The organism is Actinomadura xylanilytica (assembly GCF_030283145.1).
GTDB classification, from domain to species: Bacteria; Actinomycetota; Actinomycetes; order Streptosporangiales; family Streptosporangiaceae; genus Spirillospora; species Spirillospora xylanilytica.
This window is the reverse complement of record NZ_JASNWE010000003.1, coordinates 1,309,831-1,324,421: the sequence shown is the minus strand read 5'-3', so window position 1 is coordinate 1,324,421 and position 14,591 is coordinate 1,309,831. Positions and strand designations below refer to the sequence as shown.

The window sequence follows — 14,591 nt, the reverse complement described above, 5'->3', positions numbered from 1 at the left end:
CGGAGGGGGAAGACCATGACGGAAACGGTGAGCGGCTCGGCGGCCCGGCGCGGCAAGGGGGGTCGCAAGGGGTTGAAGGTCGAGCGCATCTTCACCACGCCCGGCGTGCATCCGTACGACGAGATCCGCTGGGAACGCCGTGACGTCGTCATGACCAACTGGCGCGACGGCTCGGTCAACTTCGAGCAGCGCGGGGTGGAGTTCCCCGACTTCTGGTCGCTGAACGCGGCCAACATCGTGACCTCCAAGTACTTCCGGGGCGCGGTCGGCACCCCGGTGCGGGAGTGGAGCCTCAAGCAGCTCGTCGACCGGGTCGTGAAGATGTACGTCGACACCGCCCTGGAGCACGGGTACTTCGCGTCCGAGGCCGACGCCGAGATCTTCGACCACGAGCTGAAGCACGCGCTGGTCCACCAGATGTTCAGCTTCAACTCGCCGGTGTGGTTCAACGTCGGGACCCGGTCCCCCCAGCAGGTGTCGGCGTGCTTCATCCTGTCGGTCGACGACACGATGGAGTCGATCCTGGACTGGTACAAGGAGGAGGGGGTCATCTTCAAGGGCGGCTCGGGCGCCGGCCTGAACCTGTCCCGGATCCGGTCCTCCAAGGAGCTGCTGTCGTCCGGCGGCACCGCGAGCGGCCCGGTGTCGTTCATGCGCGGCGCCGACGCGTCCGCCGGGACGATCAAGTCCGGCGGCGCCACCCGGCGCGCGGCCAAGATGGTCGTGCTCGACGTGGACCACCCGGACGTGGCCGAGTTCATCGAGACCAAGGCGCGCGAGGAGGAGAAGATCCGCGCGCTGCGGGACGCCGGGTTCGACATGGACCTCGGCGGTCGGGACATCGCCAGCGTCCAGTACCAGAACGCCAACAACTCGGTCCGGGTGTCCGACGAGTTCATGCACGCGGTGGAGGCCGACGGCGACTTCGCGCTGCGCGCCCGCCTCGACGGGACGCCCGTCGAGACCATCAAGGCCAAGGAGCTGTTCCGGCTCATGGCCAAGGCGGCGTGGGGGTGCGCCGACCCGGGCATCCAGTACGACGACACGATCAACGACTGGCACACCAACCCCGAGTCGGGCCGGATCACCGCCAGCAACCCGTGCTCGGAGTACATGTCGCTCGACAACTCCTCCTGCAACCTGGCCAGCATCAACCTGCTGAAGTTCCTCGGCCCGGACGGCACCTTCGACGTCACCAGGTTCGTCCAGCTCACCGAGCTGATCATCACGGCGATGGACGCCTCGATCTCGTTCGCCGACTTCCCGACCGAGAAGATCGCCGAGACCACCCGCGACTACCGGCAGCTCGGCATCGGCTACGCCAACCTCGGCGCGCTGCTGATGGCCACCGGGCACGCCTACGACTCCGAGGGCGGCCGGGCGCTCGCCGCCGCGATCACCTCGCTGATGACCGGTGTCGCCTACCGGCGGTCCGCCGAGCTGTCCGGCGTGGTCGGCCCGTACGCGGGGTACGCGCGCAACGCCGACGCGCACAAGCGGGTCATGCGCAAGCACGCCGCCGCCAACGACGAGGTCCGCACGTTCGCGGCGATGGACAAGGCCGTCCTCGCCGCCGCGTCCAAGGAGTGGCAGGACTGCCTGAAGGCCGGTGAGAAGCACGGTTACCGCAACGCCCAGGCGTCGCTGCTCGCGCCGACCGGCACCATCGGGCTGATGATGGACTGCGACACCACCGGCATCGAGCCCGACCTGGCGCTAGTGAAGTTCAAGAAGCTGGTCGGCGGCGGCTCCATGCAGATCGTCAACCTCACGGTGCCGCGGGCCCTGGAGATGCTCGGCTACCAGCAGGAGCAGATCGAGGCGATCGTCGAGTTCATCGCCGAGAACGGCCACGTCGTGGACGCGCCGGGGCTGCGCCCCGAGCACTACGAGGTGTTCGACTGCGCGATGGGCGAGCGGGCGATCAGCCCGATGGGGCACGTCCGGATGATGGCGGCGGTCCAGCCGTTCCTGTCCGGCGCGATCTCCAAGACCGTCAACATGCCCGAGCAGGCCGCCGTCGAGGACATCGAGAAGGTGTACTTCGAGGGCTGGAAGCTCGGCCTGAAGGCCCTGGCGATCTACCGCGACAACTGCAAGGTCGGCCAGCCGCTGTCGGCCGCGGGCAAGAAGGAGGCGGCCGAGCCGGAGGCCGTCCCGGCCGAGGTGGCGACCCGCCCCGTCCGCAAGCGCCTGCCCAAGCAGCGCCCGGCCACCGTCACCCGCTTCTCCGTCGCGGGCGCCGAGGGCTACATGACCGCCTCGTCCTACCCCGACGACGGCCTCGGCGAGGTGTTCCTCAAGCTCGGCAAGCAGGGCTCGACCCTGGCCGGCGTGATGGACGCGTTCTCCATGGCGATCTCCATCAGCCTCCAGTACGGGGTGCCGCTGGAGACCTGGGTGGAGAAGTTCACCAACCTGCGGTTCGAGCCGGCCGGGATGACCGACGACCCCGACATCCGCATGGCCACGTCGATGATGGACTACATCTTCCGCCGGCTGGCCCTGGACCACCTGCCCTACGAGGTGCGCGCCGAGCTCGGCATCTTCACCGCCGGAGAGCGCGCGCTCCAGGCCGAGGGGAAGGACCCGGCGGCGCTGCACGCCGAGGACGAGATCGAGCACGAGACGCTGGCCCAGTCGGCCGAGATCACCCGGCGCGCCGCCGAGCCGCGGGCGGCCCGGTCCGAGGCCCCGGCGGCCGAGCCGCGCTCCTCGACGGAGGTCATCGAGAGCCGCCAGGGCCGCACCGCCGACGCGCCGCTCTGCCTGACCTGCGGCACGAAGATGCGCCCTGCGGGAAGCTGCTACGTCTGCGAGGGCTGCGGCTCCACCAGCGGTTGCAGCTGAAGCAGCGCGGAGTCGCATCCGACGCGGCATTGTTCTTGACCGGATGCGACTGAGATGAAAAGTCGGAGGGGGAGTCGATTTCTATCGACTCCCCCTTCTGCTTAGGCGAACGGCCGCCCGGGAACTGTTCCAGCGCCTGCCGAGGGGACACCTCGCCGCGTGTGCGACGCCATCAGTCGAAGGTGCCGCTGTCACTGTCGTAGACGTATCGGCCACTGAGCAGCTCGTCGCGATAGTTATGCAGGTAGTCATCGAAGTACCAGGCCTTCAGACCGCTTGGGCCCCCGTGGATCTCCCACGAGAAGAGCTGGCCTCGAGCGCCGCGCGCCGCCGGTGCGAGATCGATGCACCACAGGTTGCCGCCGCCGTCCGCGGCGAAGGGGATCCATCCCGGATGCCACCACGTGTACCGGAGGTACGGGTCGTCCGGATCCAGTTCGACCGGGGCCCAGCCGTCGAATGTTCCGTCTTCACGAAGACTTTCAAGGGACCGCCATGTGCCCAGCATGTCTTTGACCGACAGCCCCGCGTATTCGAAAATGTCCAGCCCGCCGGAATCGCCGAACAGCCGCAGGTACGCCCGGAACTCGTCCGGGAGACGCTCTCCGATCGCGGCTTCGAGGTCGGCCACGGCCGCCGGGTCGGCGGCGCCACGGGCGGCGGCCAACCGCGCGTACGCGGGACGCGCGTGCTCGGCGAGCCAGCCGGCGATGTCTGACACGGTCTCGGTCAACGACGCCGCGCACGCGTCGAGCTCCGCTACGTCCTCGGGGTCGGGAGGGCCATGACGGGTGATCGACTCCTTGTGCGCGGGACGTGCGTGCTCGGCGAGCCAGGCGGCGATGTCGGACGTCGATCGGGCGAGCCGGTCAGCCCGATGGCTGGTCGCTCCATGGTCGCGCAACAACTGGGCGGTGCCGTCGTGTCCCCGGCGTTCGGCAAGGCTGAGCGCGTTCACTTTGCCCTCGTCGACGGACGGGAGCACGCTCGCGCCGGCGGCCAGAAGCGCTCGCACGACCTCGATGCTCCCTCTATGGGCCGCGCACATCATGGGCGTCCAGCCGTCCGGGCGCGGCAGATCGGGATCGGCGCCCGCGCGGAGCAGCATCGACACGAGCGCGGCCGACCCAGTCAGCAGGCACGCGTGGGTCAGCACGGTTCCGGTCTCCACCTCACCGCGCTCGCTGCGGTTGACATCCGCGCCCCGTGTGATCAGGAACTCCACCAGCGGAAGGCGCCCGATCCTGACGGCGGCGCTGAGCGGAGTCGTCCCCAGGACGTCGTCCTCCGCGTCGACCGGAAGGCCGCAGTCCAGGAACGGCCGCACCAGCTCGATCTCGCCCGTGTCCGCCGCATGCAGGACGATCGGGCAGCGGTCCCCGTCGGTAGCGCCGGGGTCAACGCCACTCTCGAAGAGGCGAGTGAGCGCCGCGGAATCTCCCCTGGCGATCGCATCCAGCAGAGCTCGGCCATCCTGCATCTGTCGATACCTTCTCTCGCCCGCGGCGGATCCACGTCGCGGGCTCGTGGCCCCATCCGTCCGGGACATCGTAGGGATCGGCAGTGACAGTCCCCCTCGGCATGCTCGCCGGTTTCCGCCGCCTGCGCCAGGTGTGATCGGCGGCGTGGGGACGTCCGGTTCCTACAAGACCGCAAGAGACGACGATCAGTAGCTTCACCTGGATGAACGACTTCTCAGGGCCCGTCTTCGCGCCGGGGGACGAGGTGTGCGAACCTGGCGGAGCCGACCGGAACCGGATCGCGCACGCGGCACTCCACGACGCCATGCGCCCCTGGTCCACCGGCGGTGCCTTCGCCAACTTCCTGGGTGTCGGCGACACCGGCCACGACCGCGTGCGCTCCGCGTACCCGCCCGCCGGATTCGCCCGGCTCACCGAGCTCAAGACGGTCTACGACCCGCGGAGCCTGTTCCGCGTCAAGCACAACATTCCACCTCGCTGAACGGAGCACACCCATGCCCGCCAAGATCGACCTGATCGGCCTCGTCGTCACCGACATGGCCCGCTCGCTCGCCTTCTACCGCCACCTGGGCCTCGCCCTTCCCCCGGAGGCCGACGACGCCCCGCACGCCGAGTTCGAACTGCCCGGCGGCCTGCGCCTGGCCTGGGACACCGAGGACACGATCCGCTCGTTCGACCCGGACTGGACCCGCCCGTCCGGCGGCCACCGCGTCGCGCTGGCCTTCCACTTCGACACGCCGGACGAGGCCGACGCCGCCTACGCCGACCTCGTCGCGCTCGGCTACGAAGGCCACAAGGCGCCGTGGAACGCCCCATGGGGTCAGCGGTACGCGATCGTCAACGACCCCGACGGCAATGCCGTCGACCTCTTCAGCCCGCTCTCCTGACCCGGCCCCGAGCTGCGCTGTGAGGACCATGCAGGCCATCGCCGTTCGACCGGCCCGACCGGCCTGATGCGGCACCCCCGCGCGCACGAGGCGCCGAGTGATCGGGCATGGTTGCCGGTGGGACACCTCCGACGCGTCGTCGAGCATCGTCGGCGGGAACGAAAGGCGAGGCGATGAGCGATCTCGATCCGCGTCCGACCCCGACGACCTGCGGCGGCCGTGACGACGTCGCGGCGGGACCCGTCCACGAACTGCTGGCGCCCCGCCGGGTGCCGCTCGGGGAGAGCACCGTCGTCAGGAGGCTCCTGCCGAGCCTGGGGCGCCGGATGGTGGGCGCCTGGTGCTTCGTCGACCACTACGGTCCCGACGACATCGCCGACGAACCGGGCATGCAGGTTCCGCCGCACCCGCACATCGGCCTGCAAACGGTGAGCTGGCTGCACGCCGGCGAGGTACTGCATCGAGACAGCCTCGGCAGCCTGCGTACGGTGCGGCCCAAGGAACTGGGCCTGATGACCGCCGGTCGCGCCATCGCGCACTCGGAGGAGTCGCCCCGGGCCCACGGGCAGATCCTGCACGGCGCCCAGCTGTGGGTGGCCCTCCCCGGCTCCGACCGGCATTCCGACCCGTCCTTCGAACACCATGCCGACCTGCCCGTCGTGACCGCGCCGGGGGTCGACGCCACGGTCATCATGGGCGAACTGGACGGCGCATCCTCGCCCGGGACCACCCACACCCCCATCGTCGGGGCGGACCTCGTCCTCGCCGACGGAGCCGACATCAGGCTGCCCGTGGAGCCGGACTTCGAGTACGCGGCGCTGACCATGTCGGGCGTCACCGAAGTGGACGGCGTCCGCCTGGAACCGGGATCGATGCTCTACCTGGGGTGCGGACGCCGCGACCTGCGCCTGCGCGCCGACGGCGAGAGCGGCCTGCTCCTCCTCGGCGGCGAGCCGTTCGAGGAGAAGCTGATCATGTGGTGGAACTTCGTCGGCCGCACGAACGAGGAGATCGCCGAAGCCCGCCGGGACTGGATGTCAGGCGACCGCTTCGGCACCGTCCACGGCTACGCCGGCGCCCCGATCCCGGCACCAGCCCTGCCCGCCACCCCGCTCAAACCACGAGGCAGAACCCGCTGAACACCGTCCGTCCCCCTGTTCGAAGCCCTGCCCCGCCCGCCCTGCCGCGCCCGCCGCGTGCCCGGGGAGTCGGGCGATCGACTGGTCAGTGCGCGCCTGAACGCAGGACATCGCCCGCTTCGCGTCCCTGCCGCCCTCCCGCTCTCGATCGCTCGGGCGAAGCGGAATCGAGCAGGGCACGGCATGGTTGTGGTGTACGTGATGCATGGTGAGTACAAGGTGCCCGGCGGAAAACTCGTGGTCGCGGACGTCGACGTCGTCGACGGGCTGCTGCGGTCTCCGCGGATCAGCGGCGACTTCTTCCTCGAGCCGGACGAGGCCCTCGAAGCGATCAACACGGCCCTCGACGGGCTCCCGGCCGGGCTGGAGGCCCGGGAGATCGCGGCCCGCGTGGACGCGGGGCTGCCGCCGGGCACGGTGATGCTCGGGCTGTCCGCGGAGGCCGTCGGGATCACCGTGCGGCGGGCGGTGGCCCGGGCTTCGGACTGGCATCAGCACGAGTGGCGGCTGATCCACGCGGGGCCGCAGGAACCCGCGCTGCACATGGCGCTCGACCAGGTGCTCGCCGAGGAGGTCGGCGCCGGCCGGCGCCCGCCCACACTGCGGATCTGGGAGTGGGCCTCGCCGTCGATCATCATCGGCAGCTTCCAGTCGCTGCGCAACGAGGTCGACGCGGAGGCGGCCCGCCGGCACGGGGTGACGGTGGTCCGCCGGATCAGCGGCGGCGGCGCGATGTTCGTGGAACCCGGGAACACGATCACCTACTCGCTCTACGCGCCCGAGTCGCTGGTCGCCGGGATGTCGTTCGCCGAGAGCTACGCCTTCCTGGACGACTGGGTGCTCGGGGCGCTCGGAGAACTGGGCGTCAAGGCCTGGTACCAGCCGCTGAACGACATCACCTCCGACCAGGGAAAGATCGGTGGCGCGGCCCAGAAACGCCTGGCCAGCGGCGCGGTCCTGCATCACGTGACGATGTCGTACGACATCGACGCCGACAAGATGCTCCAGGTGCTGCGGATCGGCCGGGAGAAGGTCTCCGACAAGGGCATCACCAGCGCGAAGAAGCGCGTGGACCCGCTCCGCCGGCAGACCGGGCTGCCCCGCGAAGAGATCATCGACCGGATGATCGGCCACTTCCGCGCCCGCCACGGCCTGGCGGCAGACCACCTCACCGACGACGAGACGCGCCTGGCCGAGAAGTACGTGACGGACAAGTTCGACACCGAAGCCTGGACCGCCCGGGTCCCCTGACCTCGGGCTCCGGCCGTGCATCCGCGACTTCGGCGCGGCCGGGCAGCGGGCCCTCTGCTGGACGATCATGCGCCCGTCTCCCCCTGGAACCTCAGGTACAGCGCTTCGGTCGCTCCGACGGCCAGCAGGCGGCGTGGGTCGTCGTAGACGTCGACCTCTCCGTCGGGGGACCGCCAGAACCGGCCGTCCGTGTCCGCGTCGGCCCACAGCATCAGGTGGCCTTCCGCCCCGCCGATTCGTTCGATGGGGGCGCTGACCAGTTCGTCCAAGAGTTCGGGGGCCAGCGCGGCCCGAGCGGCCCCCACGGCGGATACGGCCGTGTCGTGGGCTGCGGTGCGCAGGTGGGCGACCTCCTCGGAGAATCCGGCGATCTGTAGGAGGTGCATTCCGTCGTTCAACGTCCATGGCCCCGATCGGCTCGACGCCGTCGGACCACCGAGCGAGACGCACTCCTTCTCGACCCAGGCCGCCGTGTCGGACAGCTCGTCGAACTCCTCGTCCGAGACGGGCGTGTTCTGCCCGTCGGCATGCGAGTCGTAGTGGGTGAAGAGGTCATCGACGTACTCGTGGTTCCACGGGGTCTCACCCCACCAGGTGCGCACGGAGTCCAGGGCGTTCTCCCCGCGCGCGCCGGGGGAGAGCCCGTGGCGCGTCCAGCCGACTTTGAACGCCGCATGTCCTTCGCATCCCAGCAGTGCCTGGAGGACGGTCCCGGCACAGACGGCCCGCAGGCGGGCCTCGGCCATGTCGTGTTGATCGGGCGCGAGCGGATGCCCTCGGTCGCACCAGTGGCCGGCGAACGAGCAGGCCGGGTCGGCCGCGACACGGACCTGGTCCGCGCCGGGAGCGACGACGCTGACGCGGATCAGCTCGTCACCCAAGGACAGCACCGCGTGGACCTCGCCGTCGACGGCCTCGCCCGTGTCCGGATCCGCGACCGTCACCAGCGCCGCTTCGGCCGGATCACTGTCGACGATCGCCCCGTTCAGCTCCTTGAGCATCAGCTCGACGCGCGGCGACATCCGCTCGACCGAGCTGAGCACGGCACTGTGGACGAGGCCGGCGACCTCCTCCACCGGGACGGATCGACAGGCGAGCGGCTCCCGGTTCAGCCGGCGCGCGGGGTCGATGAGCGGGAACAGACCGTGGGCGACGAGCACGGGCACGTTCAGCCCGTCCGCTGCGTCTCCGTGACGCCTGTCGGTGTGAAGGGCCGGAGGGCGGGCGGTGTCGTCGGCCAGCCAGCGATCGAGCAGGTGAGCACGTGCGGGAACGGCCATGCGATCGTCCCATTCCCGCACGGGGTGCGAGCCCGCCTCTTGCGCGGTCGCTCCCTCATGCCCCAGAAACGCGCTGATCTCATACGACTCGGTTCTCACCGCGACCTCCCCAACGAGACGACGAATATCGATCACCAAGCCTCTCGTGGATCGTGTACAGGCGAGGGGGTCCGGCCGCGCTCGAACGTGTGGCCGTTCTCGCGGAGGTGGTCAATGAGGCCCTCGGCGGCAGGTTCGGCGACGCCCGGTCCGACCTGCGCGACCGCATCCGGCTGCTGGTCGAGCGCGCTCAGAGCTCCGGCGCCATGCGGATGGACGTGGCCTGGGAGGACGTGGCGTTCCTGCTCACCGGCGTGTCCACCGGCAACCACACGATCGGGCTGCATGCCGGTGACCGGCAGTGGGAACGCAACCTCCAGATCATGCTGGACGGGCTGCGCACACCGGTGCCGGCCCCGCTGCCCGGTGAGCCGCCGCTCCTCGGCGCCCCGGGAGCCGCGCCTTCGGAACCGGCCGCCCAGACCTGACGCCGTGCCCGAGCCACCAGGTCGCGAGCCGCGCGCGGATGACCGTCGTGACCACGGCGTCCAGCCGTCCCGAGTCCCGTCTGGGACGGCACGACCAGTGGTGATGCGGTTGCTCTCCGTAATGCGATCGGGTTCGGCGGAACTCGGGCCGGGTTCCGTCCGTCTGGCTCAGAGGGCGGCCTTTCCGCTGTGAACGTGGATGCCCGCTGGCAGGTCGCAGGGCCGGGCGACTGCCCGTAGGTTGGTGATGTCGGATGACGAAGAGGAGCGTTCATGTCTTTGCAGAAGGGTGCCAACACCCCGGTGCCGGTTCCTTCGGTACGGGTCGAGCTGGGCTGGCAGGCCGGTCCGGGGGTGCCCGATGCCGATGCCTCCGCGCTGCTGCTCGCAGAGACGGGCCGGGTGCGGTCGGACGACGACTTCGTCTTCTACAACCAGCCGGCCCACACCTCTGGGGCGGTCCGCCATGAGGGCAAGCAGCAGGGGCCGACCGTGCTCGACGTGCTGGCCGTCGACCTGGCCAGGGTGGAGGGCCAGATCGACCGGATCGTGATCGCGGCCTCCTCGGACGGCGGGACGTTCGGCCAGTTCCAGGGCCTGTACGTGCGCGTGGTGGACGCCGCGGCCGGCACGGAGGTGGCCCGGTTCGACAGCGTCGGCGCCACGTCGGAGACCGCGTTCGTGCTCGGCGAGCTGTACCGGCGCCAGGGCGCGTGGAAGTTCCGTGCGGTCGGCCAGGGGTATGACTCGGGACTCGGCGGTCTCGCCTCCGACTTCGGTATCTCGGTCGACGACTCTCCGCAGGAGAGCTCCGCGCCGCCGCCCCCTCCGCAGCCGGCCGCTCCGGTCCAGCCTCCGGCGCCGCAGCAGCCCGCCGCCCCACAGCAGCAGTACGCGCCGCCGCCTCCGCCCCCTGGCGGTCAGTTCGCCCCGCCGCCTCCGCCGCCTGCTCCGGGGCAGGGGCAGTTCGCGCCGGCCCCGCCGCCTCCGCCGCCTGCTCCGGGGCAGGGGCAGTTCGCGCCGGCCCCGCCGCCCGGTGGCCAGTACACGCCGCCTCCGCCTCCGCCGCCGCCCGGTGGCCAGTTCGCTCCGCCGCCGCCCGGTGGGCAGTTCGCTCCGCCTCCGGCGCCCGGCCAGCCCTTCGCCCCCCAGCCGCAGAGCGGGGCCGGGGCGGCTCCGCCTCCGCCGCAGGGGCGGGGAGGCGCGATCTCCCTTACCAAGAGTTCACCGTCGGTGTCGCTCACCAAGCACGGCGCCACCTCGGGCCACATGCGGGTCAACCTCAACTGGACCGCCCGCGCGGGTGTCGCCAAGGGGCGGCTCGGCAAGCGCCGCCGCGGCGTCGACCTTGACCTGGACCTGTGCTGCCTGTGGGAGCTCAAGGACGGCCGCAAGGGCATCATCCACGCGCTCGGCGACTTCGGCGCGCTGGACCGGGCCCCGTTCGTCCTGCTCGACAAGGACGACCGCACCGGTGCTGCCGAGGCCGGCGAGAACCTCACGATCAACCTCGACCACACCGCCGAGTTCAAGCGGATCCTGGTCTTCGCCGAGATCTACGACGGCGCCGACGACTTCCGCGGCCTGGACGCGATCGCCACGCTGTTCCCGGTGGGCTCGCCGCCGATCGAGATGCGCATGGACGACTGCGCCGACGCCTCACGGGACGCGGTGCTCGCCCTCATCGAGAACGTGGGCGGCGAGCTGGTGGTGCGCCGCGAGGGCCGGTTCGTCATGCCGCCGCCCGGCCGTCCCCGCTGGGGCAAGATGTCGGTCGACCAGGCGTACAACTGGAACCTGGAGTGGGTCGCCTCGCGCGGCAAGGACTGACCGCCTGACGACGGCGACACGGCCCGGAGCACGCGGAGGCGTGTGCCCCGGGCCGTGCGTCGTCCAGGCGGGCGGCGGCGTGGCCTCGAAGGCGCTCGGGTTCGAAGGCGCTCACGCTTGATGGCCCGGCGAAACCGGTGGCGTGGGAATCTGTGGGATCGCCTCCCGAACCTTGGCTGATCCTGCTGCTTGTTCCGGGTGGGTGCACGCGGTAGTAACGGGTCCATGACTCTCCAACAGCGGCCGTACCCGGTTGTGCCCGCACCCCGATTCGACGTGCCCGGTTCAGAGGCGACCGCCCGCGCCGAGGCCTTCGCCGATGTGATGACGCTGCGCCGCACCGTCCGCGACTTCTCCTCCCGGCCGGTGCCGTTCGCGATCGTCGAGCATGCGATCAGGGCGGCCGCCACCGCGCCGAGCGGCGCCAACTTGCAGCCATGGCGGTTCGTGGTCATCACCGACCCTGAGCGCAAGCGGCTGCTGCGGGAGGCGGCCGAGGCCGAGGAACGGGATTTCTACGAGCGGCGCGTCTCAGCGGAATGGCTGGAAGCGCTGGCTCCGCTCGGCACCGACTGGCGCAAGCCGTTCCTGGAGGAGGCCCCGGCCGTCATCGTGGTGTTCGAGGTGCACAAGGGACCCAGTACGCCGCGACCTTACTATGTCAAGGAATCGGTCGGTATCGCCGTGGGCTTCCTGCTTGCCGCATTGCATCAGGCCGGACTGGCCACGCTGACCCATACGCCGAGCCCTATGCGCTTCCTGAACGAGGTGTGCGAGCGGCCTCGAGAAGAGCGCGCGTACGTGGTGATTCCGGTGGGCTACCCGGCTGACGACGCGATGGTCCCCGACATCACGCGTAAGCCGGTGGACGAGGTCACCATCCGCCTTTGACCTAGAGGTGCGGTCCTCCCCTGGCTGCGGCGACTCCGCGGCCAGGGGAAGGGGCCCTGGGACGTGGGTCAGCTCTTGACCGTGTCGACGAGTTGCTTGCTATGGGCCGCGCGGACCAGGTCGGCGGTGAAGCGGGCCAGATCCTTGCTGGGCACTTCGGACGCGAGCCGCTTCCGGCTGGTGGGCAAGCCCAACCGCTCGGCGCCCTTGACCGACAAGGGGTCCAGGTAGGGGCGCAGCCAGGGCCACATCGCCTGCGCCTCCCGGCAGAAGATGTCGACCCCTGTAGGGCCGATACCGGGAAACTCCTTGAGCAGCTTCGCGGTACGCCCCACGTCGTGTTCCGCTTCGGCCGCCAGGCGGCGGAGGTCGCCCCCGTACCTCTGCTGTACGAGTTCCGCCATGCTGCCCAGACGAGTCGCCGTGCCCTCGTCATATCTCCGGTAGTGGGCGCGTGTCAGCGCGTCCACTCGCTGCTGCCAGGTCAGGTTCGTCATCCCGCGTGGAGTGCCACCACCTGCCTTGAACAGTTCACGGGCGGCGTTCATGGCGATGCCCGTCGAGATCCGGGTGCTGAGCAGGTTCGCCATAACCAGCAGTTTGAACAGTGCCGCCGGCTGGTCCTTCAGCGGGATCCCGGCCTCTGCGGCGAAGGTCCCGTCCGCTTCGTTCAACAACGTCTTCACAACGGTGTTCATGGCCTGTACCTCCCATCGTCCGCGCCTTACCCGGGAAGGACGGAAACAGGCCAGAAACAGCATCAAATCATGTCAAATCTGGTTGGAAGTACGCCCTGGGCGCCGGTCGGAAGAATTCCTGGAACGGGTCAGATGAGGCTGAGCTGGCCTTCACCGGCGAGCGGGTCGCGGTGCTTCTTCAGATGCCGCCAGCGGGGCAGGTCGTCCAGGTACGACCACGACATCCTGTGGTGCGGCGTCGGTCCGTGCTCGTCCAGAGCCTTCTGATGGACGGGCGAGGGGTATCCGGCGCTGTCGGCGAAGCCGTAGGCCGGGAACCGCGGGGCCAGATCCGCCATGAGCCGGTCGCGGTGCACCTTGGCCAGCACGGACGCCGCGGCGACCGTGACGGAACGCTGGTCGGCCTTGATCTCGCACCGCACCCGCCAGGGACGGCGCAGGAAGTCGTGCCCGCCGTCCAGGATCACGACGTCGGGCGGTTCGGGAAGCGCCTCCAGGGCGCGCACGGCCGCGCGGCGCAGTGCCGCGGTCATGCCGAGTTCGTCGATCTCTTCTGGGGACGCCGCGCCGATGGCGTGCGAGTCGAGCCAGGCCGGCAGCACTTCGGCGAACGCGCCGCGCGCCGTCTCAGTGAGCAGCTTGGAATCGGTCAGGGCGATGGTCCGCTTCCCTCGCCCGGGGAGCTGCGGCGGCGGGGTCAGATCCGTGACCGCCGCGCAGACGACGACCGGCCCAGCCCAGGCGCCGCGGCCCACTTCGTCGACTCCGGCGATGCGGATCCGCCGGCCCTCCGTGAGGATTCCCGCGCGCAGCTCGTCCTCGATCGCGTAACCGGCCGCGCGCGCCGAGCCGGACGGGCCCGGCGGAACAGGGGGCGCCGACGAACGCGCCGATGACGCTGAAGGCGCTGACGTTGGGGCGGCGTCCAGGCCCGGGAGGGCGCCGGTCGGGTCGGTCAAGGAAGCTCCCGTACGAAGGCGGCGATCGTGTGGCCGAGATGTCCCCGCCGATCGTAGGGTGCCGCAGACCAGGCGCGTCCGGAACCAGGCGCGCCCGGATCCGGCGCGGTCGGAGGCCGCGGTCGTCAGAGCCAGCCGTTGTGGCGGGCGGTGCCCACGGCCTCGATCCGGTTGCGGGCGCCGGTCTTGCCGATCGCCGCAGACAGGTAGTTGCGGACCGTGCTCTCCGACAGGTGCAGGCGCAGCGCGATGTCGGCGACCGTCGCCCCGTCCGCCGCTGCGGTGAGGACGTCACGCTCACGGACCGTCAGGGGGTTGGCGCCGACCGAGAGCGCGGCGGCGGCGAGCGCGGGATCCACCACCTGGGCGCCGGTGAGCACCCGCCGGATGGCGTCGACCAGATCCTCGATCGGACCGTCCTTCACCAGGAAGCCGCTCGCCCCCGCCTCCATCGCGCGCCGCAGGTAGCCCGGTCTGCCGAAGGTGGTGACGATCAGGACCTTGCAGGCGGGCAGGTCGCGGCGTAGATCGGCGGCGACGTCCAGCCCGCTGCGGCCGGGCATCTCGATGTCGAGCACGGCGACGTCCGGTCGCGTCCGCAGGGCGGCCGTCACGGCCTCCGCGCCGTCGCCGACCTCCGCCACCACCTCGATGTCGTCCTTGAGCCCGAGAAGCAGCGTCAGCGCCCCGCGCATCATGCCCTGGTCCTCGGCGAGCAGAACTCTGATCACGTGTTTCCTCCCCGCCCCATTCTCATGGCCGGCGCGGGTGCGCTCCGCACGCGAGTCGCCAGGGACC

At 70.5% G+C, this 14,591-nt stretch carries 13 protein-coding genes; 8 read left to right on the top strand and 5 right to left on the bottom strand.

Annotated features, from left to right (window positions below; genetic code table 11):
- Positions 1-15: 15 nt before the first annotated feature.
- Complete coding sequence (locus QP090_RS23655) at positions 16-2,850, top strand: vitamin B12-dependent ribonucleotide reductase (RefSeq protein WP_285941325.1); 2,835 nt, start codon at positions 16-18, stop codon at positions 2,848-2,850.
- 172 nt (positions 2,851-3,022) lie between these two features.
- Here the strand turns inward: QP090_RS23655 and QP090_RS23650 are convergent, their stop codons facing one another.
- The gene (locus QP090_RS23650; protein WP_285941324.1) at positions 3,023-4,330 is read right to left on the bottom strand and encodes an ankyrin repeat domain-containing protein; all 1,308 of its coding nucleotides are present in this window, start codon (positions 4,328-4,330) and stop codon (positions 3,023-3,025) included.
- Between the two features lie 203 nt (positions 4,331-4,533).
- Between QP090_RS23650 and QP090_RS23645 the strand changes: the two genes are divergently transcribed.
- The 4 genes from QP090_RS23645 to lplAB all read left to right on the top strand — a co-directional run bounded on the left by QP090_RS23645 (position 4,534) and on the right by lplAB (position 7,608).
- On the top strand, positions 4,534-4,812 hold the full coding sequence (locus QP090_RS23645; protein WP_285941323.1) for a BBE domain-containing protein: 279 nt from the start codon (positions 4,534-4,536) through the stop codon (positions 4,810-4,812).
- 13 nt (positions 4,813-4,825) lie between these two features.
- Positions 4,826-5,218: a VOC family protein gene (locus tag QP090_RS23640; protein WP_285941322.1), complete on the top strand. Its 393-nt coding sequence runs from the start codon at positions 4,826-4,828 to the stop codon at positions 5,216-5,218.
- 173 nt (positions 5,219-5,391) lie between these two features.
- Complete coding sequence (locus QP090_RS23635; RefSeq protein ID WP_285941321.1) at positions 5,392-6,357, top strand: pirin family protein; 966 nt, start codon at positions 5,392-5,394, stop codon at positions 6,355-6,357.
- A 201-nt stretch (positions 6,358-6,558) separates the two neighbouring features.
- Entirely contained in the window at positions 6,559-7,608 is a 1,050-nt protein-coding gene (lplAB, locus tag QP090_RS23630; protein ID WP_285941320.1) for a lipoate-protein ligase LplAB, read from the top strand.
- A gap of 65 nt (positions 7,609-7,673) precedes the next feature.
- Here the strand turns inward: lplAB and QP090_RS23625 are convergent, their stop codons facing one another.
- Positions 7,674-8,888, bottom strand: a complete 1,215-nt coding sequence (locus QP090_RS23625; RefSeq protein WP_285941319.1) for a hypothetical protein — start codon at positions 8,886-8,888, stop codon at positions 7,674-7,676.
- A 188-nt stretch (positions 8,889-9,076) separates the two neighbouring features.
- Between QP090_RS23625 and QP090_RS23620 the strand changes: the two genes are divergently transcribed.
- The 3 genes from QP090_RS23620 to QP090_RS23610 all read left to right on the top strand — a co-directional run bounded on the left by QP090_RS23620 (position 9,077) and on the right by QP090_RS23610 (position 12,136).
- Entirely contained in the window at positions 9,077-9,415 is a 339-nt protein-coding gene (locus QP090_RS23620) for an SbtR family transcriptional regulator (protein WP_285941318.1), read from the top strand.
- Positions 9,416-9,688: 273 nt separating this feature from the next.
- On the top strand, positions 9,689-11,245 hold the full coding sequence (locus QP090_RS23615; protein WP_285941317.1) for a TerD family protein: 1,557 nt from the start codon (positions 9,689-9,691) through the stop codon (positions 11,243-11,245).
- 225 nt (positions 11,246-11,470) lie between these two features.
- Entirely contained in the window at positions 11,471-12,136 is a 666-nt protein-coding gene (locus QP090_RS23610; RefSeq protein WP_285941316.1) for a nitroreductase family protein, read from the top strand.
- Between the two features lie 68 nt (positions 12,137-12,204).
- On the opposite strand, the gene QP090_RS23605 is transcribed toward QP090_RS23610, so the two are convergent.
- The 3 genes from QP090_RS23605 to QP090_RS23595 form a co-directional block, all read right to left on the bottom strand.
- Entirely contained in the window at positions 12,205-12,834 is a 630-nt protein-coding gene (locus QP090_RS23605; protein WP_285941315.1) for an endonuclease, read from the bottom strand.
- 128 nt (positions 12,835-12,962) lie between these two features.
- On the bottom strand, positions 12,963-13,658 hold the full coding sequence (gene rnhB / locus QP090_RS23600; RefSeq protein WP_285941418.1) for a ribonuclease HII: 696 nt from the start codon (positions 13,656-13,658) through the stop codon (positions 12,963-12,965).
- A gap of 260 nt (positions 13,659-13,918) precedes the next feature.
- Positions 13,919-14,524, bottom strand: coding sequence for a response regulator transcription factor (locus QP090_RS23595; protein ID WP_285941314.1), 606 nt, complete (start codon positions 14,522-14,524; stop codon positions 13,919-13,921).
- Positions 14,525-14,591 lie beyond the last annotated feature (67 nt).